Consider the following 23214-nt stretch of genomic DNA (forward strand, 5'->3'; position numbering starts at 1 on the left):
ATGAAGGCGAAAGCCAGATGCTATTCATTGATTGCAAGTTCACCCAGAGTTTGAATCAACTCGGGATGGAGAGGTCCATTGGTTACGATGACTCCCTGATTATTTTTCAATTCGTAGCCTTGATCAAATTCCAGTGGTTTACCAGTGATATCCGTCACGGTACCGCCGGCCTCCTGCACCAGGAGCACACCGGCAGCATGGTCCCAGATTTTTTCGCGATAACCAACACGGGTAGGCAGACGCATGTAAATATCGGCGTTACCCTGAGCAACGACGGCATATTTGGCCTGACTGTCAAGTCTTCTGGGCTCTTTCTCAATGTCAAGTTTTTCTGCAACCTGTTGTGAGTGTCCATGCGAACTGTGTCCCGACTCGACCGATTCACAAAAGCGTGATTGCGAGAAGTCGTCAGTTGTGGTGACGCGAATTGGAAATGCTGCTTGCTCCTGATCATCCTGATTCAGGGGAATCGCAAAAGCGCCCTGGTCGGCGACAGTGTAGTAGAGTGTTCCCGTGACAGTTTCATCAATCGGGAAAGGCATATTAGGGCAACCTAATATGCCGAGCACAATCTTTCCGTCGACAATCAAGGCGAGTGAAACGGCATACTGTTCTTTGCGTAAAAAACCTTTGGTTCCGTCGATGGGGTCCAGAGTCCAGAAGCGGCTGCTATACTCTTTGGCGCCTCCATGATCGATCCAGCGGCAGACATTTTCAGGAGAGGTCTCCGGAATCTCCGCTTTGTTGAGTTCGGCTACGATCTTTTCCAGGAATTCGTGATTTTCTTCCAAGTGTAACTCAGCAGCGTCTTCTTCACCGATGATGGGATCTTGTGGAAATGCTTCGTTGAGTGCCCGACAGATGACAGCCTGACTGCTGAAATCGGCAATTGTCACCGGACTTTTGTCTTTTTTTTCCAGGACTTCATCGGTGATCGCTGCCTGGACTGAGCGGCAAATTTGAGAGGCCTGTTTGACTGCTGACAGAGCAATCTCTAATTCCCGTTGAAATGGTGTCGTCATAATAGTGCATCATTCACTGCGCTGGTATTGCTGCAGATTCCCAGGATTTGATGATGAAGTTTTCATTCAAGCCTTTACAAGAAGCTTTACTAGAGACTGGTCACAGTGGAAGAGTCACAGGTTCACTTTTTTCACAACTAAGCGCGACGGCTTCCGTAAACTCCATGTATTTGACACCCGTAGCGAAGTCGGTGTGGTGGACGATTTCTTCTCCACGGATGGCTCCGATAAACTCTGCTTCGACGCGCCAGCCTCCTTCTTCTTCTTTGGGGATATGGAGTTCCTTCAGTTCGTCTTCCCCCATATGACCGACAAAGATTTTTTCTTCCGGAGTAAAGTGCACCTTGATTGTTCCATGGCTGCCATAGAGGTGGATCTGCAGGCCGGGGCCAAACAGAATTGAACCACTTAAGTGGTAGATGGCATTCACACCTCCCTGGAGTCTGCTGACGACCTGGACGCTATCTGGAATCGTCACATCAGCATTACCCTGGCCTTGTGCGGAAGGCCGCTGTGGTTCGAAGGTTGAACATTGCGCAAAAACCCGTTCGGTGGGAGGGGCCCAGCGACTCAGGGTTTCGTGCAAAATTCCCATTGTTAGAACATTATTACCACTGATTTCCTTATCCTGCCGCCAGTGTAATTTTTTGCTGTAATCCCAGAAGGAGTCGTCTGCCCCCACGACGACGACTTCGCGTAGCTTTCCCAGATATTTTTGTGAGATCAGCTTGATGACTTCCTGGTTGTATTTTAAACCAAAGGGGCTAGGGACGATCTGTGCAATCAGATCCGGGCGGGCCTTAGAGACTTTCAGCATCTTTTGAGCTTCGTCCAGATTGCGTGCCATTCTGGCTTCGGTCAAAACGTGCTTGCCGGCTTCGAGGGCCATGCAGGTGATCTCACAATGCAGATTAGGCCAGGTCCCGATCATGACCGCATCGATTTCAGGGTCTTCAACCAGTTCCTGCCAATGGGCATAGGTCTGGGGAATACCATATTTTCGGGCGACTTTTTCCGTCGACTCTGGTGTGGAATTCACGACGCCGACGATTTCGACATCTTCAATTGCTTGAAATCCCGGAATATGGCGACTTTTCGTATTTGCCCCTGCACCAACAATTCCAATACGGATCGTTTTTTTTCCCATTAGTGTACGTCGTCCCGATATTCCAAGATGTTTTTCAGATAGAAAGATTGTGGCTGGCTTTTCGCATTTTCCCAGCCAGTTTCAGCGTATCCGACGATTCTAACGAGCAGAATTCTGGAGGACCATTCACACAAAACAAACAATTACAGGTTCCCCAAATTCTCATTGGAAATTTGTTGTTTTGTACCTGATTTAACACAATCGAACCCGAATGGTACTGTTTTTGTGTATATCAGGCTGCTGATTTCTGCTGAGTTTCGGGCTGTATCTTGCTCACAATAGATTCGGCAGCCTGAGCTGAAGCACCGGGAATCACTGTTTCATTGTAGAGTGAGATGAGTTTATTACGGGCTCGTTCCAGTGAGAGCGGTGTTGTGAGCCAGTCGTTAAAAATCGCCGAGATTTTGGCGACATCTTTTTCCGGTGACCCGACAGAGGGGAATTCCGGCATCAACTCTCGATCCGCAATCAGGTTCGGGAGCGACATGTATTTGCAGGTAATCAGCAGATGGGCCAGGAAATACATCCCCCAGTGGCTGCGGTAAAGTACGACCGCCGGGGTTTTTCTTGCCAGCAGTTCCAGGCTGACCGAGCCTGAAACCATCAGGCAGCAGTCAGCCGCTTCAATGATTTCTGACGTCTTATTCAAATAGAGTTGGATTGGCAGGTCCGTGGCCTGTTCTTCTGTAATCAGATTTTGACAGAGTTCAAAATGGGCCTGTTTATAACAGGCAACAGGGAATGTGGCATCGGGAAACTGATCTGACAGTTGACGCACCACCTGCAGCATGACGGGAAAATTACGGGAGAGCTCACTTGTTCGTGAACCGGGTAAAATGCCGATGGTTTTCTTTTGGGGCTGCTTGAGTTCACTGAGAACATTCTGGTCTAATGTTTTGGAAATGACTTCATCAAAGAACGGATGGCCAATGTAATCAACTTTGACGCCCCGTGACTCGTACCATTGCTTTTCAAATTTTAAACCGGAGAGGACGTAGTCCACATTTTTACGAACGCGTCGAATTCTCCAGGGCGCCCAGGCCCAGAGTTGGGGGGGGAGATAATAAAATACGGGAATGCCCAGCGTTTTTGCTTTCTTGGCGACCCACCAGTTGAAGCCGGGGAAATCGACAAGGACGACTGCGTCGGGGCGTTCTGATTCGAGATACTGTCCTACCTGCTTGATCAGTTGAATGAATTTAAAGATCAGCGGCAGGACATTCAAAATTCCCATCACCGCATAATCGGTGAGGCATACTTCCAGGTGACAACCGGCTTCCTGCATTTCCGGTCCCCCGAAGGCAGAGAAGCGGGTATCCGGGCAGCGCTGACGAATTTCTTCGATCAAATGAGCCGTATGCTGGTCACCACTGGGTTCGCCCACTGAAAAAAACAGGTGCATCTGCAAGTCCTATCCAAGCTATTCACGTGGTTCTCAGGTAGAAGAGAACTGTGAATGGTATGCCATCATGATCCTCAAAACGGCATAAAGGTATGCGGAAAAACAGTTTTTGGTCAACCCCGTTTTCAGCTGATGCGCATTGAGCGGACGATGGCCCGTGGACAGGTCACAATAAAAAAGCTCCCTGAAAGCTGGTTTCAGAGAGCTTGATTATATGAGATGACGTGCCAAGATCAGCAATTCTTACCGATGAAGAATTGCTTCAGCCGAGCTAAGCATAGGAAGCTTAACCTTCAGTGGCAGCGGTTTCTTCTTCTGCAGCAGATTCTTTAACAATTTCCAGCCCGGGGACGGTAATTGTTTTGATGAGAACCGTTGTATATTTCTGGCGGTGCCCTGTATGGCGACGTGAATTTTTTCGGCGTCGAAACTTTTGAATTTCGAGCTTTTCGCCTTTAAATTCAGGATTTACGACTTCTGCTTCTACAGAGGCGCCTTCGATTGTGGGAGCGCCGATAGAACTGGCTCCACCGCCGTTTGCCAGCAGAACGCTTTCGAAAGTAATGGAATCACCTTCGTTTGCTGTAGCACGGTAGTCGATTGTCAGGGTATCGCCTTCCTGAATCGTATATTGACGGCTGCCATCTTCGATTACTACAAACATCCTCAAACCTTCTTTTCTTCTTACTCTTTGATCAATAAATGTGCTGAAGTCGGATTTGTGAATCAAAGTCAATCCGAGTCATATTCAGAATCAATTGCGCAATGCCATTGATAGTATATCGTTAAACACTTTTGCCTTTGCCGGTCAACCCGTGTCACGAGGAGAGCAAAGCGCAGAACCTGTGCTGGTTACACGAATATCGAGCACGGCATTGTAAAGTGTCACTTTTGAAATTTCGAGTCAGAAACGACTAGAAATTCACTTCATTTCCAATATCGTCATAACAACGTGCGGTTAGATGCTCTGGTTCAACATCTGTACGTGCGTTAATAATAATTGAGGTCTTAGCAGTATCTTCCAGGTTGGTGATGTCTTTACGGCGTTTATTATTCAGGTAATTGGCGACAGTTTCGTGTACATTTAGTACGAGGCGGGCAATATTCTTTTTATTCACCGTGGTCATCAGCGTCCGCATGACTTCGATAGCCATACTTTCGGCTGTTTTTACTTGTCCCGTTCCGCGGCAGGAGGGGCAATCTTCATACATGCTTCTGCGGAGTGAGGGGCGAATTCTCTGGCGGGTCATTTCTATCAGGCCAAAGGGGCTGATACGCAGGACTTTGGTTCGGGCGCGGTCACGTTTTACGAGTTCGCGCAATCGGCGTTCGACTGAACGGCGGTGTTTTTCTTCGCGCATATCAATAAAGTCGATCACAATCACCCCGCCGAGGTCGCGAAGTCTGATCTGACGGCTGATTTCTTCGGCCGCTTTCATATTTACTTTAAACGCGGTCTTTTCGGCATTGTCATCGGCACGGTAGTTTCCACTGTTGACGTCGATTGCCACCAGAGCTTCCGTCTGGTCGATCACGATCGATCCGCCGCCTTTCATTGGGACGTGTCGATTTTGAATACTGCAGATCTCATCATCGAGATCGCTGTTATAAAAAATGGGATCGTTGCCGGTGTAATGTTTGATTCGATTGACGTGTTTGGGGAGTACGACTTTCATAAAATCGCGTGCTCTTTGATAAGCGGTGGGCTCATCAATATAGAGCGTATCGATTTCGCTGTTGTAGATATCGCGAATCGTACGAATCATCATGTCGCTCTCTGAGTATATCTCGACAGGAGCGGGTAGTTTTTTGATACGTCCGACAATGGTGCCCCACAATCGGAGCAGGTAGTTCAAGTCGCGCTTGAGATCATCTGCGGTTCGGTCAATGCCGGCGGTCCGTACGATGAATCCAAGTCCGGGAGGCGGCGCCAGTTTGGTGAGGATCGTTCGCAGTTGTCGTCTGACGTCTTCGTCGGTGATTTTGCGACTGATACCGACACGCTGCAGACCGGGCATAATTACCAGGTAGCGTCCGGGGATACTGATATAGGTTGATAGGGTAGGGCCTTTGTTGCCGAGACCTTCCTTGATGACTTGGACCAGGACTTCACTGCCGCGTTTCAGGATTTCCTGAATGGGCGGTTTATTGGCCACGCTGCGTTCATTGATGCGACGGCCTTTTGAGTTTTTACCCCGCCCGGGTTTGCCGTTTCCATCGCCGTTTTCAGTGAGGTGTTTGTAGTATTGGTGTTCGATGTCACTGACATGCAGAAAGCCGTTACGGCCGACACCAAAATCGACGAACGCAGCCTGGATGCTGGGTTCAATATTGACCACTTTTCCCTTGTAGATATTACCTACCAGATTTTCGAGGCTGTTTCGTTCTACATAAAGTTCTTCGAGAATACCATCTTCTACGATGGCGATTCGACTTTCCTCCGGTTGGAGGACATTAATCAGCATTTCCTTTTTCATGGAATACCCTTTGTCGTGTGGTTTCACGACGAAAATTGTATTCTTCCTCAGTCGCTGAAGAGACGGACGTTTCCTGCATTGATTGGATCTTTGCCCGGAGTGTGTCGGTCTGTAGTCTGCCGCAGAAGTGGATGATCCAGGAAGGGGCAGATCTCATAGGATGGATTGTATTTCTTCGGCATGAAACCGAAGGCACACAATCGATGAGAGATTTCATGATGCGATTGTTGAGTCGAATCATTTCCTGAGCGATGTCATGAAGGGGCGTAAATCCTGAGGTTGCTGGTTCCGGTCTGCTTACTTCGTTCATCAGATTATCGGAAACGGAGCATAGCTCAAAAAGCCGAGCATCCATTGCGGTAAACTGAAGTGAAGGGCAGGTGGTTCCAGCAAGTAGAGAAGTCCCTTGTTGACTCTGAAAATGTGACATGATAGCCGCAGCATTCCACTTTAAGGCGGCAATTGCCGTCTTGCTCATTCTTTGCTGTAAATGATCGGGTGGTTTGTTCATGCTGTCATTGATGTGAAGCCACAGGATGCGGGAATTTCAAACTTGCTGGATTGAGAGACCAGAGTTGTTTGACGGAGTTCCATTGCATTCACCTGTGGTACTCACACGTTGTTCGTTTCAGGGCCAGGAAATGATTTTACAATACATTTCGTCTTGATTGAATTTGTTCTTACTTGATCCATTCACCACCGAGGTGAAATGGACGACAGCTGGCTGGTTTCATTGAAGCCAAGTAAACCAGCTGCAAAATGTAAACGTTAAATTGTGATGATGAATGCAGGTTAAAACTCTGCATTCACCCGGAAATCAATATGTCTGTCTGTTTGATGCTTAAAGAAGGAGCCGTTTCGTAACATCATAAACTGGTTACATGGGAAGTTCTTCATCAAACAGGTCAGGACAAATTTTATACAGTTCTCCTCTTAAATAGCTTTCTACGTCACGGGCAACATCGATGGTCATCGCATGTGCGGCGATTTCCTCTGCCCGTTCAATTGTCAGATGTCTGATTACTTCTTTTACTTCCGGGATCGCCAGTGGAGTGGCACTGATCTGTCGGATTCCCAGTCCTGCCAGTAATGGAATCGATTTGAGATCAGAGCTCATCTGGCCACAGACGGTGACCGGTATATTTTTCTTATGGGCTGCCTCCACAACCATTTTGATCAACCTTAAAATCGAAGGGTCTGAAGAGTTGTACAGAGGCGATACAGCGGGATCAGATCGATCCACGGCTAGAGTATACTGAATTAAATCATTTGTCCCAATGGAGAAAAAGTCAACTTCTTCCGCAAATTCTTCAGCCAGGAGGGCTGCAGCGGGGACTTCGACCATCATTCCGATCGGAATATTCGGGTTAAAATCGACTCCCCGTTCTTCAAGGTCTTCCAGGACGTCTCCCACGATCATTTTCGCCTGACGCCATTCCAGCAGGGTGGAAATCAGGGGAAACATAATGCGGACATCGCCGTGGACGGCAGCGCGGAATATGGCGCGGAGCTGGGTTTTAAATAGAGGCAGGTCGCGCAGGCTTAGCCGGACACTTCGCAGTCCCAATGCCGGATTCATGCCTTCTTTGGCCAGGTGTCGGTAGCCACGGGGAATTTTATCAGCACCCAAGTCCAGGGTTCGAATGACAATTGGCCTGTTCTGGGCAGCTTGCACGACGCGGCAGTAAGCGTCGTAGTGAACTTCTTCGGTCGGTTCAGTATTTGACTGGAGATACAGGAATTCGGTTCGATACAGGCCAATTCCATCCGCACCCCGTTCTCGACAGTGTTCGACTTCATTAGGAAATTCAATATTTCCCATGACGTGGATCCGAGTTCCGTCTTTCGTTTCCGAACGAATTTTTCGGCGGGCTGCCAGACGAGCCGCCATCGAACGCTGCCGTTCTCCTGTGTCTTTATATTTGGCCAGTGTTTCTTCATCAGGGTCGATGATGACTTCGCCGTTGTTACCATCAACGATGACCATGTCACCGCCGGAGATATCGGATAGAAAGTCACCCAGTCCCACAACAGCAGGAATTTCCAGTGCCCCGGCGAGAATGGAAGTATGGCTGGTTCGGCCACCAACCTCAGTGGCAAAGCCGAGCACAAATTCTTTGGCAAGCCCCGCAGTTTCGCTGGGGGTCAAGTTGTTCGCCAGGACAATGATCGGCGTAGTCAAATTGGAGAGTTCTTCCCGCTTTTCCCCCAGAAGCTGTTTCAGGAGACGTTTCTCTAGGTCAATAATATCGCTGGCTCGTTCTGCCAGATAATTATCGCCCAGGTGCTGGACCAATTTGGTGTAGCGGCGGAAGACCCGGCTGGAAGCGTGCTCTGGGGAATAACATTTTTCGCGAATCAGAGTTTCAATCTCTTCGCGCAGTCGAGGCGAGCTGACCATTTGCAGGTGTGCTGCGAAGATTGCCCCGTATTGTTCGCCGAGTTTGTCTGAAGCGAGCCGTTCATTTTCGGCAATTTCTTCACAAACCGCATCCATGGCGGATTTCAGTCGTGCAATCTCTGTTTCAATGACATTGACGCTGACGAATTGACGCGGAATGCGAAAGTCTTCCGTCCCCAAAATGAGCGCGGGGCCGAAATTTACTCCCGGAGAAACTGCAATTCCACGTTTAACAAGCATTCAATTAGGGCCTACTATGGCGCTTTCAACAGATAGGCAACTGGCGGGAAGCCACTCAGTCGGTGTGTACGGGGGTTATTCAGGTGGATCAGACGTTTCTTCGAATTTTTTATACCCTGATTCAAAAAACTGAACGATTTCTTCCATGAGTTTGCTAGCATCTTCTCCACTGGCTTCTAATACCAGTTCGATATCGGTCTTCGCCTCCAAGGCCAGCAAATCAAAGGCTTCTTTGGCACTGCCGGACACGTCTCCATTCGAAATCGTCATTTCACAGTTATAAGTGCGTGCGATTCTGACGATTTCCGAGATCGGACGAAGGTGGAGCCCCTCTTTCATTTTGACAGTGACGATCTGACGACATACAGATTCTTGCATGGCACTAATTGATAACTACTCAAACAACCTGAAAAACAAACCATGTCTCATTCAGGAATGGTGGCGTTTTCAGTGAGATTTCGTAATTACCCCTTTCCTCATTGTCCGACCAGAAATGAGCCAGAGTCGAGCATATCTTCTGAAACTCAAAATGAATGGTCGGCATTGGCGGCAAGTATGAACTGAATTCGAACAGGTTCTCCCTGACCTTTATATCTCCAGGTACTTAGTCCAGCTGATTGCTGTCAGCTTCGTTAAGTAGTTCAACAATATCTTCGATGTTTTTGGATTGTCGCAGGAAATTGCAGAATTTTTGATTCCGCAAATGACGTGAAATGTTTTCCAACCCGCGTAAGTGATCTCCTGGACGATCCAGAGGTGAAATTAGCAAAAACAAAATATAAACATCCTCACCGTCGAGACTGGCGAAGTCGACACCTTCCGAGGAAAGGGCAACTGCAGCGGTCAGGTTTTCGACTGAAGAATGTTTGGTGTGAGGGACGGCCACACCATTTCCGATACCGGTAGAACCCAGCTCTTCTCGCTTGAGAATCGCTGAGACGATACCTTCCTCATCTTCAGCAGAGATGCTGCCTGCATTTTTCAGGCTCGCGACCATCGTGCGGATTGCTTCTTCTTTGGTTGTTACATTCAATTCCGGAATGATCGCATCCGAAACCACGAAGTCTGTTAACTTCATGTATTCTTTCCTTCTAACTACTTCTGCAAAAAAATCAGTGTCTGCGGTCAAAGCGCAAGACGTTGTTGTAAATTGTGACAACTTGAAACACTAAGAATGTGGGACTTTGTTCCAAGCTGATCACACATCATTATCTTCTAAAACAGTACTCTGTGATCACTCAGCTAAGAGTAGCCGAGGATCTGGAAATTATTCAGATTCCGTTTCTGCTTCCGCAATGTTGTTTTCCGCGATTTCATTCAAAGGGAGATCACGGCGGTGGTCCTGAATCTTTTCCTTATATCTTTTAATTTGTTGTTCCATTTTACTTAGTGCGGAATGAAAGTTTGGTTTCACTTCATCTCCTTCCGCATGGGCAACAAAATTATGTTTGTGTTCTGCATCAACGAGAATTTCGACCCGATTCTGGTTTTCACCCTGGTCGATCGTTACCTGGATTGCAGTTACCCTCTCAAAGTACGTCAGTAACTTTTCAGACTTTTCAGTAATATAATCGCGGAGACCATCTGAAACGCTACCATGACGACAAGTAATCGCAACTTGCACGGACTATTCTCCTATTAAAAATACTACCCACGCTGTGTATACGTATGTGAGCTTATCTGGGTTCAGCAATAGACGATGCTAACAGATTCTATCTCGACAGGTCCAGCAATACCAGTCACTAATTCTCAAGCTTCAGGTTCAAAGATCAGGACCTTTTCCTCTTCTACTGAAAGGGATATGATTCTAAACAGGCAGAAAGAGGAGTCGTATGTGCATGAGGCGGGCGTTGCGAGCAGAGTTTCACCCGTGCCTTTTTTGTGTCACATCGGCAATATTACCCGAAATCTGCCTGATTTTAATGGATTATTCCATCTTTGTGATAGAAACTAACATGAGGTCATTGATTCTACTGTAGGAGGCATTGGACTTCAGAGATTGTGGAAAGTCAGTTCTGTTCTAATAAAAGAGAAAATCTCGCTGTTTTCTCTGGTTGATCTTGTTTTAGGTCTGTCAAAATCATTGTAAGCTGTTGCTTTCCCAGTCAGGGTTTGGCCTTGTACTGTGAGTTCTACACGGATCCGTGTGTATTCCAGGTTGAGTTGAGAGGATAAAGGGTAGCAATGCCTACTTATGTTTACGAAGTAATTAAACAAGACGGAACGCCGGGGGAACGGTTTGAGGTCATTCAAAGAATGAGTGATCCTGTTTTGACGACGCATCCGGAGACGGGTGAGCCGGTGCGTAAAGTAATTACAGCTGCTCATTTTTCCGGAAAATGGTCGGATGCGGAAGCGAAACGCACATTAAATGATGATAAGCGTTTGGGAGAACTTGGTTTTACGAAATATGTGAAATCATCAAAAGGAACGTATGAAAAACGAGCCGGCGATGGTCCGGACCTGATCTCCGCAGATTAGCTCTGCGACACATGTTCCATCTGAGGAAGGGATTGGTTTGACCGAAATGCCTGAGTGCGGATATTTGAAAGTTCTGTTTGTTGAGAGAGAGATCTTTGCCATGAATTTACAGTGCGCGTATTTTGTTCTGATCATTCTGCTGATTTGCGGGTTGCCTTTACAAAGCAGAGCAGAAGAGCAGGCGGCAGCCACTCCGAAAAAAACAGAATACCACAATGTTCAATGCGAGGGAGCCTATCCGCATCATCTGCAGGGAATCTGCATTGATGGCCAGGGACACATTTTCTGGAGTTTTACAACAGAGCTGGTCAAAACAAATGCGTCTGGCAAGGTTCTGGTTAAGATCCCAGTGGGAAACCATCATGGTGATCTCTGTTATCAGGGTGGGAAAGTTTTTGTGGCCGTCAATTTCGGCGATTTCAATAACCCCCAAGGCAAAGCAGATTCCTGGGTTTACGTGTATGATGCCGAAAAATTACTGCTGATTGCCAAGCATCAGACTCCCGAAGTGATTTATGGTGCAGGTGGAATTGCCGTTCATGATGACAAGTTCATTGTGGTTGGAGGCTTACCCAAAGGCATCGAAGAGAATTATCTGTACGAATACGATTCGGGCTTCAAGTTCGTCAAAAAACATGTTCTGAAAAGCGGATATACCTTACTGGGTATTCAAACCGCGGCATTCGCTGATCATCAATGGTGGTTCGGCTGTTATGGAACCAAACTGCTAAAGGCAGACACCAGTTTTAAATTTCTTGCGAAATTTGATCTCGAATGCAGTCTCGGGATTGATCGCATCAATGACAAACTGTTGTTGATTGCCCGTGGTGGCAGAGAAGGTAAACTACACACGGGGCGTGTGCAGTTGGCAGAGCCCAGTGAAAAACAGGGTTTTGTTATCAGCAAATAGTCGTCGGCAGTTTTAATTCAGCCGCACGGAATGGAATCAGCTTAACTGGTCAGCGTCCTCCTCCGCCTCCCTGCAGATTGGATGCCGCCAGCCCAAACAATGCCCCTTCCAGCAGGTGACGTTCCACAAATGCCGCGATCGCTTCTGATTTGGTGTATTGCAAAATCACATAGTCACCGGGCTGAATCAGCACGCGTTGACTGGGATGGCGCACCGCTTCATATAAATCGACTTTGATTGGCAGTTGAGTGCCGTTAGGAAGCTGACGCAGAATGATGGCGTTACTCGCACTGATGGTCACATCCTGATTCAGTGCAGAAGGGCCGCCGTTTGATTTGGAATTACTGCCGTTCTGCGATGCCTGAGCGATGGAGATCGCTCCCAAAATATCCAAATCGTAATCGCGAGGCAGTGTGTATTGTCCGCCACCCAGCAGACCGCCGGTATAGAAGATCTCTGTATCGCGCGATTCAATGAATACCACGTCTCCATCGTGGAGAATGATATCGTCCTGTGTCAGATGCACCTGTTCGCCGGGACTTAGGCGAATGGGGATTTTGATAATTCCTGATCGCTGCATGGTGGAATCATTGATCACTGTCGGCGCCATCAAGTCACCCGAGTAGAAGCCACCATCAGAAGAATACAATGGCTGACCCACCTGGAATGCGGTATCACTCGGTAGCGGAGATGCTTGTGGAATCGGCGTATACGTATCAGAGACCTGTTGAATCTGTTGATGGTGACCAGCGTTTTGGGGATTAGCAGAACCTGTCTGGATGGGTTGCGGGCAGATCGAATGATTCATTTGATGGGCGGCGCCGCGAATGATGTAGATCGAGTTTTCTGCATCCAGTCCAGGTAAGCCACCGGTTTCGGCCAGTGCGTGCAGAACGTCGTTATTGTAAGCGGGTAAGTTAATCACGCGCCCTGTGCCGCGTTTGGAACGTCCTACGTTTAAGTTACCAACGGTGGTACCAACAATGTCATTGGCATTTTCCTGGCGAATGACGAGTACCCGGTAAGACCGCGGTTTCTGCAGACTGATCAGAATACGGTCACGCCCTTCGCGCAGGATCTCTTTTTCTGAAGTATATTTGCGGCGGATTGTTTCTTCGAGCTGGGTCAGCGTCAGTCCGCGGGCGAAGACGGTTCCGATTAGCGGGAGTGAAATCGTACCGTCTTCACGAATAGGGATCGGGTAACCCAGCGAAGGTGCAACTTCCTGTGACTGCGGAAAATGAACCGGGGGCACATCTTTGAACTGGCCGAGAACGCCTTCGATATAAACTCCCAGCACGTCTCCGGAATCAAGCAGATAATGTTTCGGTGCCGGCTGTCGTAACAGAGAGAGATCAATCGTTTCCTTGCCGGAACGCATTTCTCCCTTGTATTCCGTAGGCAGATATTGCGCAGGGATTCCCTTGATGGGGTGAATGGCAGCGCAACCGTTAAAGAGTAGAGGCAGCAACAGTGCGCAGAGTAGATGCCACTTGAACGCGGGCATTGTTTTAAGGTGTTTCAGCATCCTGCTCGAACCTCTCAATTCGATGACTGCGTTGTTGAATTGTTGCGACATCCTGTCGTTCATTTCCTTTGTTTGAGTTTCGGTTCAGAAAACACTGCTGTTCCGTTGCAGTGGGTTCTGAATTAATACCTGTTCAAGCCAGGTTGCCTCTCCGAAAAAAGAGGCAAACGTTTTCTGTTTGTCTGATTTCGTTGCTGATATTGGTTTGACGGTGCTTGACGACTGGGTAACGGTGTATGAAATGGCCTATAAGGATACGATTGTAGTTTGTAGGGACTCGGTGGCGGATCATCGTTGATGTAAGCCGGCTGCGATGGTTTGCCGATTTCCGGCTGGTGGCGTTTTAATGTTGGGGCTGGAATCGTTTTCTGCACATGCAGTGGTGGTTTCGGAGCCACAACGGGAGGCTGGCTTCGAGGCTGTCTGGGTGGCAATGCCGGTTGAGCCTGTGGTGGTTGCTTCTGGGGAATTGTCTGCTTTCGTTTGGGCTGGCTGTGTTGTGGAACCGCGGGTGCGGGCGGTGCCGGTAAAGACAGCGGATGCTGCGGTAGCGTTACCTTCTGCGGTTGTGGAGTCTGGCTCTGATGGGAAGAACTCAAAGACGCCGAAGGTGCAGCCTGGGGAGTGGGTTCCGTCAGATGATTTCCCTGTCGGTATGTTGCATTTTCATCCCATTCTCCTGGAGCACTTTGATTCCAGTCCATCAGCGAATAGGGCGTGGCAATGTTGTTATAGTCGTAGCGCCCATCAGCCAGCGCGTGCTCGGCTCCCAGCTTATATCCCGTAAACCATTCCTGAACTTCCAGATAACCTTGCGGCGTCCGGTAATGGGCGGCCCAATATTCTTCCGGGGGAACAGGCGGGACTTCGCCCGAGTCGCCGAGTGCAATATCGATGTAGGCTTGCTGATATCCTTTGCGAAATGCTTTCGATGGCTTGTCTTTACAATTGCAGGCCATTGTCTTCAAGGAACGTTTGGCACACTTCCTGGCCGCGTGTTTGACCACATACTTATCCAGGTCTGTCTGGTATCCTTCCAGCGATCGATAAGGGTGTGGAGAACATTTATCATGATGAAACAGAAAGCTTTTCTTGACGCGGCAGGAGACAGTCGAACACGTCTCATCATAATCGTCGTCTGTGTGAGCGCAACCTGGAAGTCCTGCCAGAAGCACAACCACAAAAGTGCAGAACAGTAGCCGCGTTTCTGAGATGAACTCAAGAAAATGAGGACCGTTATTGTCTATTTTGCAAACCACTAGTAAGCCACCATGCGCAGGTTGAGTGTTTATCGATACGCTTGATATATCGGATTGGTGTGATTGGGGCGTGTATGGTTTTTCGTGTCTTGCGGGTTATAAGGGGGCGTAAGACAGATACAATCGTTGGATATTCAAATATCGGATTAGTCGCCGTGCTCCGCAGGATTTCGCCAGACTGCCTGTTTTGTCGTGCAAGAGGACATGAAGGGGGGGAAGTAGACCGGCAGAAATTGCCGCTCAGGATTACTCTGCAGCAAAGTAATCTTTTAAGAGTCGGTAGACGCGATTGGCGCGTTGCTGGAACAACTGCGGTTTTTTAACCCATCCCAGCGGTGAAATTCGGATCTTCACGTCGACGCGTGGTGTTGAACTACGGCTGTTTGAGTTCGTTTTTTTGGCCGCACATCCGAATTCAACTTCTACTTCGACTGGTTTTCGATCATCGATTTTACCCCAGAAGGGGAGTAGACCAGATTTGCCGAGTTGCATCACCGCCCGGTTTGTGTTGACTTCTGTCAACTTCGCACCATTGTCATTTACAAAACCGCCCAGTTTGTAAACGATAATGTCAGAGGAGATGAGTGCCTGGAATGTATTTTCGAAGACCATTTCATCAACTGTCGTTTCCACCGAATCGTTGATCGGATTGATGCCGGACAATAACTGGTGGTTTGTTAATGAGCAAACTTTGTTGCGGCCTGTTTCTTTCGCGTGGTACAAGGCCGAATCTGCGCGGCGGAACAGGCTTTCGACGGAGTCACCTTCTTCTACCTGGGCTACTCCGAATGAGGCAGAGAGACCGGTTTTTCCCAGTTTCTCAAGCTTCAAATTATTGATGGCCAGCCGCAGGCGTTCTGCTTTTTTTACCGCATGTTCCAGATCGGTTTCCGGGCATAGGATCACAAATTCTTCCCCGCCGTAGCGTCCAACCAGTTCTCCCGAATAGGTTTCATGCTGGAATAATCGCGCCATTTCGATCAGAACATCATCGCCCACCGAATGACCGTATGAATCGTTAATATTTTTAAAGTGATCGGCGTCGATAAACATCAGACTCAACGGTGCCGGGTTGGTTTCTTTGTTAACTCTGCTGAGCATGATCGCCAGCTGTGTTTCCAATTCGCCTCGATTGGCAACGGACGTCAGGGCATCCATACTGGCTGCCTGTTTGAGGTCGTTGAATTCCTGAGGTCGTTTTAAGCCGCGGGACAGGTCGCGATAGATTTCTGCGATGCCGATCAGGTGTCCGTTTTCGCCGAACATGGGAACCGACTGAACTTCAATATTAATCAGGCGGCCGCCAGGACGCTCCAGCATGAATTCGGTGGTCATCGGCTTTCCATTAGCGATGACTCGATTCATCGAGCATTCTGCCCTGGTCAGGCTGGTGCCTTCCTTGTTAGTGAGCGGAAGACTGTTGGCGGTCCAGGCTTCACCCAGGATATCGATGGCTCGGATGTCGGCCAGTTTTTCCAGACCCGGACTGAAGAGTAAAAACTGAAAGTCGGCATTGACTATATAAAAACCGTCGTACAGGCTCTCAATCTGAAACAGATATGAGAATATATTATTGATCAGGTTGGCTTCCTGTGCTTCCTGCTCGCTGAATGGTTTGGGTTGATAGAGCCGGTTGACTTCGAGGAGTGCATCATGAAACGCGTCTTGTTCATTCTGTTCCCAGCGTGAAAGGGCACAGACAATGTTTCCGTCAAATTGAGTACCAGCGGCTTCCATCAGGATTGCCATGATTTCATCATGTTTTTTGCCGGCTCGATAGACCTGATCGGTCGCCAGAGAATCATAGGCATCGGCAATCGCCAGTATACGAGCCCCCTGATGTACGTCGCTGCCAATATATTGGAAACCGTTGGTAGCACCGCTGAAGTGGTAGCGGGTTTGTGAGAGGATCGTCAACACTTCATGGTCGGTCTGGCAGGCTTGCAGAACATCAATGCCGATGTTGTGATAATGCGACATCAATTCAATTTCATCTGATGTCAGCTTGCCAGGTTTAAGCATGATATGATCGGGAACGCCGATTTTCCCAATGTCGTGCAGCAGCGCGGCGATTTCCAGTCGTTTAAGATGAATTCCCTCCCAGCCTAAATTGGTCGCGATCCCTTTTGCCAGGAATGCAACGCGGCGGGAGTGACATAATGTAGAAGCATCGCGAGCCTGAAGAGCGGTGAGCAATTTTCGCAGGTGTTTGCGCGAGATGACCTGGTCGACAAAATCCGTTTCTCCCGATTCCAGCGAAAATTCTTCGTGTTCATTCGAGAGGGCGATGAGTTCCTTCAGGATTTGTGAAGAGCCCATGTTATAGCTGCCATGCACAGACTGCTGCTGTGGCATGGAATTACTATTTGCTATGAGAGGACTGTTCATCTTGCGACCTTAACGCGGGCACGAAAATCGAATGGAACTCTGACACAGTTTGTCACGTACGATACGGTTTTCTTTTTCGCGCCACAAAAAATCTGATTTATCGCAATGTCTTTGTCCGAAGACGAATTTGTTTTCATTCGAGCACGCGTCATTTTCACTGGGGAGTGATTCGGTTCTCGTCTCAAAACAAAGACATAGTTACTGGGAGCATATTTAAGACACTGATGTCTGCTTGGCGTTGTTAATACAACCCAATGAATACATCAATGTGGATAGACTATATTTACACTAGGTCGGGAATGAAGGTTGTCAAATCGCAACATGAAATGGGACAGCAGGAACGACGGGCTCAAATCCTGATAATCCGAGTGACAGGTTCATGGTGAAATCAGCGGTCAGCGCGTCTGGTGTGATTGTATGGACTGTGTGGATTCTTTGAAGCAGATTCAGTCATGTCGACGAGCAGTCTTATCGATTAAATACCGCAGTGGCAGCATTCGCCCGGGATTGAACGATTTGTCCTAACGATTCGTATTCATCCTGGGGGACGCGTTCTGCCGGGCCTGTGATCGTAAAGGCGGCGATGGCGATGCCGTTCCGATCACGAATCGGCGCGGCGATGCAGCGAATGCCGGTGAGCCCTTCTTCATGATCAATGGCGTAGCCGCGTTGGTGAATCAGATCCAGTTCATTGAGAAATGCACGTTTTGAAGTAATCGTTTGCGGAGTGAACCGTTTAAAACGAATTCGATTCACCAGGTCCTCGCGTTCATTTTCCGGTAAAAAAGCAGCGATGGCTTTTCCGGGAGCACAACTGTAGCAAGGCGCACGCGCACCGATCTCCGCAGAGTACTTGAAAGCGTGTCGCGCCAGCAACTGTTCAAGGATTACAATCTCGGTATCAATCAGACAACAGAGTTGTGTGGTCTCGCCGGTCATGTCACGCAGTTCCCGCATCGGGCCGATCGCACATTCTGATAACGGGCGATCCTGAACGCTGGGAGGAATTAACTGTAAAAACCGATTCGTGAGATAAAACTTTTTCGTCGTCAGATCACGCGAAACATAGCCCATCTCCTCCAGTGCTTTTCCGATGCGTAATAAAGACGCCTGCGGAATGGAAAGTTGTTCGCTGAGTTCACTGAGGGTGCAGCCATGCGAATGTTTTGCCAGGTATTCGAGCAAGGCAATGCCTCGCTGTAAACTGGGAGAGGCGGCTGCATCGGTTTTGAGATTTGTTCGCGGGACGCTCATTGTTATTGACTTCATATATGAAATAGGTTTCAATAGTGAAATATGGTATGAGACCAAGGCATGTGTGTCAACCTCATCCGTATGAAATTACAATCAACGATAGACCAGTTCTCCTTTCGAATCGAACGGCAGCAGAAAGAAACGTGCCATGCGCGCAGGCGAAAAACTTTGGTTGATTTTGACGATATTTCTCTGTCTGACTTCTGCCGTGGCCAGTCCGGCAGAAGAACGCTTTCAAAATAAAGCGACGGAGCAAGCCGACTTTGACCGCGTGATGGCTCCTTTAATCGCAGCGCGTTGTCTGGACTGTCATGCGGGACTGGACCCGAAAGCCGGTTTTGATTTCTCTCGTCGCGCGTCAGCCTTTCAGGGAGGAGAAAGTGGTCCCGCGCTGCAAGCGGGCAAACCGGATGAAAGTTTGATTTGGCAGTATATCGAGTCCGATGAGATGCCTCCCGAACATCCCCTCTCTGCAGATGAGAAGCGATTGTTCAAACAATGGATCCAGGCCGGCGCGCCGTGGGGCACCGATCCCATTGATCCCTTCAGCAAGACAACGAAAAAGCGGGGCGGCTATGACTGGTGGTCACTGCAGCCGTTACACCAGGTTGCTGTTCCCCAGGTGCCAGACAAACAATGGGGCCGCAATCCCATTGATGCATTTGTCCTGGCGCGGTTGCAGGAGCATCAACTGCGACCGCAGTCCCGCGCCGATCGCAGAACATTAATTCGTCGTCTCTACTACACAGTCATCGGGTTGCCCCCCGAACCGGAAGAAGTTGAAGCGTTTGTGAATGATTCTGCACCGGATGCCTATGAGAAACTGGTGGATCGTCTGCTGGCGTCACCACATTACGGTGAACACTGGGCCCGGCATTGGTTGGACGTGGTTCGCTTCGGAGAGAGTAACGGTTTCGAACGGGATCAGCCGCGCTTGAATGCCTGGCATTACCGGAACTGGGTGATTCAAGCCTTCAATGAAGATCTACCCTATGATCAGTTTGTGCGTTTGCAGTTGGCCGGCGATATGCTGAAACCTGATGATCCCAGTGCGGTCATCGCCACTGGCTTCCTCGTCGCCGGCGCACATAATACCGTGATTCCCGTCGTTAAGGAGATGCGGGAAACAATGCGTCAGGATGAGCTGGAAGACAAAATTGGTGTGGTCGGCCAGACGTTTCTTGGTTTGACGGTAAATTGTGCCCGTTGCCACGATCACAAATTTGATCCGATTAGTCAGCAGGAATATTATCAGATTGCCGCTGCACTGGCGGGCGTCAAACATGGCGAACGCGATCTTCCCGATCCCTTGTACAAACAGACTCAGCAAGAGTTGGCAGAACGTAGCAAGAAACTTCAGAAAGTTCAGGCGACTCTCTTTGATTTAGACGCACGGGCCCGCCGGCGTGTAATGGCCAGTCGCACAACGCAAGACAAAAGCGATGTGTCCGTGTCAGTCTCCTCACCGGTTGCCGTCTGGGATTTTCAGAATAGCACTCTGGATCAGGTGGGGGGCTTAAAAGGAACGTTACACGGTTCTGCAAAACAGACCAAAGAGGGACTAGTGGTGGACGGCAATAAATCGTTTCTGAAAACCGGACCACTGAAAGTGGATCTGAAAGAGAAGACGCTTGAAGCCTGGGTGAAACTTGCAGACCTCGATCAACGCGGCGGTGGCGTGATGAGTGTGCAGACGACGGACGGAGTTCTGTTCGATGCGATTGTCTTTGGCGAGCAGCAACCGGGGCACTGGCTGGCGGGAAGTAATAATTTCAGCAGGACCAAATCATTTCAGGGCATCGCAGAACAAGAGGCTGCAGAAAAAGAAGTACAGATTGCGATTGTCTATTACGCCGATGGTACAATCGCCGCCTATCATAATGGCGCACCGTATGGAATCACTTACCAGTCGCCCCAGTTACAACCATTCTCAGCCGGGAAAACCGAAGTTTTATTTGGATTGCGACATGGATCACCTGCTGGAAATCGACTCTTAAAAGGTGTCATCAGCAGAGCCCGCCTGTACGATCGGGCTTTGACGCCGGAAGAAATTCAAGCGTCCGCGAAATGGGGAGGCGCTTATTTTTCGGAAGCAGAACTGATGGCGGTGTTGACGAAACCCGAACAGATTCAGCGAGAAGCCCTGCTCAAAGAACGGAAGGAAATACAGGCAGAAATCACGCGTCTGCAGGCGATCCAGCCGACGAAAGTCTATGCGGCGTTATCACAAAACCCGGGTGTGTCGCATGTATTGCGACGAGGGAATGTGAATGCCCCGGCGGGTGTCGTCAAGCCGGGCGGGCTCAATGCAATCAAAGGGGTGAATGGCGATCTGGGGTTAGCGTCCGACAGCCCGGATCGCGACCGACGCATGAAATTTGCACGCTGGGTGACCGATTCCCAAAATCCATTGTTTGCCCGCGTGATTGTGAATCGGGTCTGGCACTATCATTTCGGGCAGGGGCTGGTGAACACACCCAATGATTTCGGCTTTAACGGCGGACGTTGCACCCATCCGGAACTACTCGACTGGCTGGCGGCCCAACTGATCCGCGAGAACTGGAGCCTGAAATCATTGCATCGTCTGATTCTGTTGTCGGCGACCTTTCAACAATCTTCCGAACCACAGCCCGAGGCATTGAGAGTCGATGCCGACAATCGATGGCTGTGGCGGAAAAGCCCGCAGCGAATCGAAGCCGAGTCGATTCGTGATTCAATCCTGAAAGTAGCCGGCGAACTCAATCCCAAAGTCGGCGGCCAGGGATACCAGGATGTGAAATCCTATTTCTTCAAAGGGACGCAATTTTATGAACCGCTGGATCCGGTCGGCAAAGAATTTAATCGTCGTTCGATCTATCGGTTTTCTGCCCGAGGCGGGCGACATCCTTTGCTGGAAACGTTTGATTGTCCCGACCCTTCGACGACGACGCCAGACCGGGCCTCCACCACGACGCCGCTCCAGGCACTGTCGTTAATGAATGCCTCGTTCGTGCTGCGGATGGCAGATCAACTGGCACAGCGTGTAGAGCGACGGGCGGGATCGGAACAGGAGCAACAGGTTGACGAACTGTTTTTGTTAGCGTTCCAACGGCGTCCCCGGCCACAAGAGGTAAAGCTGGCAAGCGATTTTCTGGAGCAGCACGGACTGGCTGCATTGTGTCGCGTGATTCTGAATAGTAATGAATTTTTATATGTGAATTGAAGCCATGATGACCTATCCCTTTAATCAAAATTCGAAAGCCGGTTTTACCTGTGATGCAGACAGTATGTCGCGCCGTGATTTCTTCTCCTGGGCAAAAACCGGCCTGGCGGGAACGGCGCTGATGGATTTGCTGCTGAAGCAGAAACCACTCAGTGCAGAGGCTCCGGGGAAAACCCTACCAACGGGAACTCATTTTCCCCCGCGCGTCAAACGGGTGATTCATGTCTGTCTGATCGGGGGATTGAGTCACCTGGATTCGTTTGACTATAAGCCGGCGCTTAAAAAACTGCATGGCAAGGTTATGCCGACTGAGAAGAAGCCAGAAACGTTTTTCGGTCAGGTTGGATTATTGCGCAAGAACGATTTTGAATTCAAACAACGGGGCAGAAGTGGGCTCTGGATTTCAGACCTGTTCCCTCATATCGCGTCACAAGCAGATGAGCTGACGTTGATTCGTTCCATGAAAGCCGACTCTGCCAATCATACGCCTGCGACATTTCAGGAGAATACGGGTTTTCGATTGAACGGGTTTCCGGTACTGGGAGCCTGGCTCTCGTATGGCTTAGGGTGTGAAACCGATGAACTGCCGTCATTTGTGGTATTGCCGGATGTCCGCGGTTATCCGGCGGCGGGAACGATTAACTGGTCGAACGGATTTCTGCCGGCGTTGCATCAGGGAGTTCCCTTCCAGACCGAAGGACCGGCGATACGTGATCTGTTTCCCGGTCGCAAGATTTCGAATGCCACCGAAGTCGCCAGTCGCCAGTTATTAAATCAATTCAACCAGAGTCACCTCGAACGGACAGGAGCCAACAGCGATCTGGTCGCCCGGATTCGCAGTCACGAACTGGCAGCGAAAATGCAGTTGGCCGTTCCCAAAGTGACGGATCTGTCGGGAGAGACGGCTGCCACGAAAGCTCTGTACGGCTTCGATTCTGAAGAGACGGCTCCCTTTGGCCGCAATTGTCTGTTGGCACGGCGGTTACTGGAACAGGGGGTGCGGTTTGTGCAGTTGTTTTCGGGTGGCTCGTTTGGATCGCCGCGGATTAACTGGGACGGCCATGAAGACGTCAAACGGAATCACCTTCGCGAAGCGACCCGCATTGATCAGCCCGTTGCCGGTTTGCTGAAAGATCTGAGACAGCGGGGCATGCTGGACGACACTCTGGTTCTGTTTTCGACGGAATTCGGACGGACCCCGTTTACTCAATCTGCCTCGAACACCGTGGGGACGGGGCGTGATCATAATATGAACGGTTTTTCCGTCTGGATGGCAGGAGGCGGTCTGAAACACGGCATCAGTTACGGTGGCACTGATGAGTTTGGCTGGAAATCAGTGGAACAGACGGTCGCCTGGCACGATTATCATGCAACGGTGCTGCATTTACTGGGCATTGATCACACACGTTTGACGTATTATCACAATGGCATCGAACGCCGTCTGACGAATGTGCACGGTGAAGTGATTCACGATCTTCTTGTTTGAAATTCATCAGTACCTGT

The 23214-nt window shown here is 49.4% G+C and carries 17 protein-coding genes; 4 read left to right on the plus strand and 13 right to left on the minus strand.

Annotated features, from left to right (window positions below; all coding sequences use genetic code 11):
- Window positions 1–20: 20 nt before the first annotated feature.
- The 9 genes from Enr17x_RS02875 to hpf form a co-directional block, all read right to left on the minus strand.
- The gene (locus Enr17x_RS02875; protein WP_145305726.1) at window positions 21–1022 is read right to left on the minus strand and encodes a 3'(2'),5'-bisphosphate nucleotidase; all 1002 of its coding nucleotides are present in this window, start codon (window positions 1020–1022) and stop codon (window positions 21–23) included.
- 100 nt (window positions 1023–1122) lie between these two features.
- Window positions 1123–2169: a Gfo/Idh/MocA family protein gene (locus Enr17x_RS02880; RefSeq protein WP_145305727.1), complete on the minus strand. Its 1047-nt coding sequence runs from the start codon at window positions 2167–2169 to the stop codon at window positions 1123–1125.
- Window positions 2170–2401: 232 nt separating this feature from the next.
- Window positions 2402–3571: a lipid-A-disaccharide synthase gene (lpxB, locus tag Enr17x_RS02885; RefSeq protein ID WP_145305728.1), complete on the minus strand. Its 1170-nt coding sequence runs from the start codon at window positions 3569–3571 to the stop codon at window positions 2402–2404.
- A gap of 286 nt (window positions 3572–3857) precedes the next feature.
- Window positions 3858–4235, minus strand: coding sequence for a 50S ribosomal protein L21 (gene rplU / locus Enr17x_RS02890; RefSeq protein ID WP_145305729.1), 378 nt, complete (start codon window positions 4233–4235; stop codon window positions 3858–3860).
- Window positions 4236–4485: 250 nt separating this feature from the next.
- Complete coding sequence (locus tag Enr17x_RS02895) at window positions 4486–6048, minus strand: Rne/Rng family ribonuclease (protein WP_145305730.1); 1563 nt, start codon at window positions 6046–6048, stop codon at window positions 4486–4488.
- A gap of 877 nt (window positions 6049–6925) precedes the next feature.
- Window positions 6926–8689 carry a phosphoenolpyruvate--protein phosphotransferase gene (gene ptsP / locus Enr17x_RS02900; RefSeq protein ID WP_145305731.1) on the minus strand — a complete coding sequence of 588 codons (1764 nt, stop codon included), beginning with the start codon at window positions 8687–8689 and terminating at the stop codon, window positions 6926–6928.
- A 75-nt stretch (window positions 8690–8764) separates the two neighbouring features.
- Entirely contained in the window at window positions 8765–9067 is a 303-nt protein-coding gene (locus tag Enr17x_RS02905) for an HPr family phosphocarrier protein (RefSeq protein ID WP_145305732.1), read from the minus strand.
- Window positions 9068–9293: 226 nt separating this feature from the next.
- A complete protein-coding gene (locus Enr17x_RS02910; RefSeq protein ID WP_145210451.1) occupies window positions 9294–9767 on the minus strand; it encodes a PTS sugar transporter subunit IIA in 474 nt (157 codons plus the stop codon).
- A 189-nt stretch (window positions 9768–9956) separates the two neighbouring features.
- A complete protein-coding gene (gene hpf / locus Enr17x_RS02915; protein ID WP_145305733.1) occupies window positions 9957–10313 on the minus strand; it encodes a ribosome hibernation-promoting factor, HPF/YfiA family in 357 nt (118 codons plus the stop codon).
- 560 nt (window positions 10314–10873) lie between these two features.
- Between hpf and Enr17x_RS02920 the strand changes: the two genes are divergently transcribed.
- Window positions 10874–11170: an FmdB family zinc ribbon protein gene (locus Enr17x_RS02920; protein ID WP_145305734.1), complete on the plus strand. Its 297-nt coding sequence runs from the start codon at window positions 10874–10876 to the stop codon at window positions 11168–11170.
- 100 nt (window positions 11171–11270) lie between these two features.
- Window positions 11271–12080 (plus strand): hypothetical protein, encoded by an 810-nt coding sequence (locus Enr17x_RS02925; RefSeq protein WP_145305735.1) that lies wholly within the window; start codon window positions 11271–11273, stop codon window positions 12078–12080.
- A 49-nt stretch (window positions 12081–12129) separates the two neighbouring features.
- On the opposite strand, the gene Enr17x_RS02930 is transcribed toward Enr17x_RS02925, so the two are convergent.
- The 4 genes from Enr17x_RS02930 to Enr17x_RS02945 all read right to left on the minus strand — a co-directional run bounded on the left by Enr17x_RS02930 (window position 12130) and on the right by Enr17x_RS02945 (window position 18509).
- Window positions 12130–13659 carry a polysaccharide biosynthesis/export family protein gene (locus tag Enr17x_RS02930; RefSeq protein ID WP_198000937.1) on the minus strand — a complete coding sequence of 510 codons (1530 nt, stop codon included), beginning with the start codon at window positions 13657–13659 and terminating at the stop codon, window positions 12130–12132.
- A 71-nt stretch (window positions 13660–13730) separates the two neighbouring features.
- Window positions 13731–14867: a hypothetical protein gene (locus Enr17x_RS02935; protein WP_145305737.1), complete on the minus strand. Its 1137-nt coding sequence runs from the start codon at window positions 14865–14867 to the stop codon at window positions 13731–13733.
- A 246-nt stretch (window positions 14868–15113) separates the two neighbouring features.
- The gene (locus Enr17x_RS02940; RefSeq protein WP_145305738.1) at window positions 15114–17255 is read right to left on the minus strand and encodes a diguanylate cyclase; all 2142 of its coding nucleotides are present in this window, start codon (window positions 17253–17255) and stop codon (window positions 15114–15116) included.
- 468 nt (window positions 17256–17723) lie between these two features.
- Window positions 17724–18509, minus strand: coding sequence for an IclR family transcriptional regulator (locus tag Enr17x_RS02945; protein WP_145305739.1), 786 nt, complete (start codon window positions 18507–18509; stop codon window positions 17724–17726).
- 148 nt (window positions 18510–18657) lie between these two features.
- Between Enr17x_RS02945 and Enr17x_RS02950 the strand changes: the two genes are divergently transcribed.
- A complete protein-coding gene (locus Enr17x_RS02950; protein ID WP_145305740.1) occupies window positions 18658–21711 on the plus strand; it encodes a DUF1553 domain-containing protein in 3054 nt (1017 codons plus the stop codon).
- Window positions 21712–21718: 7 nt separating this feature from the next.
- The gene (locus Enr17x_RS02955) at window positions 21719–23197 is read left to right on the plus strand and encodes a DUF1501 domain-containing protein (protein ID WP_198001169.1); all 1479 of its coding nucleotides are present in this window, start codon (window positions 21719–21721) and stop codon (window positions 23195–23197) included.
- The last annotated feature ends 17 nt before the right edge of the window (window positions 23198–23214 follow it).

This window comes from Gimesia fumaroli (assembly GCF_007754425.1).
GTDB classification, from domain to species: Bacteria; Planctomycetota; Planctomycetia; order Planctomycetales; family Planctomycetaceae; genus Gimesia; species Gimesia fumaroli.

Bases quoted from the DNA above. Each gene is read 5' to 3' on its own strand.
- Enr17x_RS02875 (WP_145305726.1), bottom strand. From the start codon at position 1,022: ATGACGACACCATTTCAACGGGAATTAGAGATTGCTCTGTCAGCAGTC.
- Enr17x_RS02880 (WP_145305727.1), bottom strand. From the start codon at position 2,169: ATGGGAAAAAAAACGATCCGTATTGGAATTGTTGGTGCAGGGGCAAAT.
- lpxB (WP_145305728.1), bottom strand. From the start codon at position 3,571: ATGCACCTGTTTTTTTCAGTGGGCGAACCCAGTGGTGACCAGCATACG.
- rplU (WP_145305729.1), bottom strand. From the start codon at position 4,235: ATGTTTGTAGTAATCGAAGATGGCAGCCGTCAATATACGATTCAGGAA.
- Enr17x_RS02895 (WP_145305730.1), bottom strand. From the start codon at position 6,048: ATGAAAAAGGAAATGCTGATTAATGTCCTCCAACCGGAGGAAAGTCGA.
- ptsP (WP_145305731.1), bottom strand. From the start codon at position 8,689: ATGCTTGTTAAACGTGGAATTGCAGTTTCTCCGGGAGTAAATTTCGGC.
- Enr17x_RS02905 (WP_145305732.1), bottom strand. From the start codon at position 9,067: ATGCAAGAATCTGTATGTCGTCAGATCGTCACTGTCAAAATGAAAGAG.
- Enr17x_RS02910 (WP_145210451.1), bottom strand. From the start codon at position 9,767: ATGAAGTTAACAGACTTCGTGGTTTCGGATGCGATCATTCCGGAATTG.
- Enr17x_RS02920 (WP_145305734.1), top strand. From the start codon at position 10,874: ATGCCTACTTATGTTTACGAAGTAATTAAACAAGACGGAACGCCGGGG.
- Enr17x_RS02925 (WP_145305735.1), top strand. From the start codon at position 11,271: ATGAATTTACAGTGCGCGTATTTTGTTCTGATCATTCTGCTGATTTGC.
- Enr17x_RS02930 (WP_198000937.1), bottom strand. From the start codon at position 13,659: ATGTCGCAACAATTCAACAACGCAGTCATCGAATTGAGAGGTTCGAGC.
- Enr17x_RS02940 (WP_145305738.1), bottom strand. From the start codon at position 17,255: ATGAACAGTCCTCTCATAGCAAATAGTAATTCCATGCCACAGCAGCAG.
- Enr17x_RS02945 (WP_145305739.1), bottom strand. From the start codon at position 18,509: ATGAGCGTCCCGCGAACAAATCTCAAAACCGATGCAGCCGCCTCTCCC.
- Enr17x_RS02950 (WP_145305740.1), top strand. From the start codon at position 18,658: ATGCGCGCAGGCGAAAAACTTTGGTTGATTTTGACGATATTTCTCTGT.
- Enr17x_RS02955 (WP_198001169.1), top strand. From the start codon at position 21,719: ATGACCTATCCCTTTAATCAAAATTCGAAAGCCGGTTTTACCTGTGAT.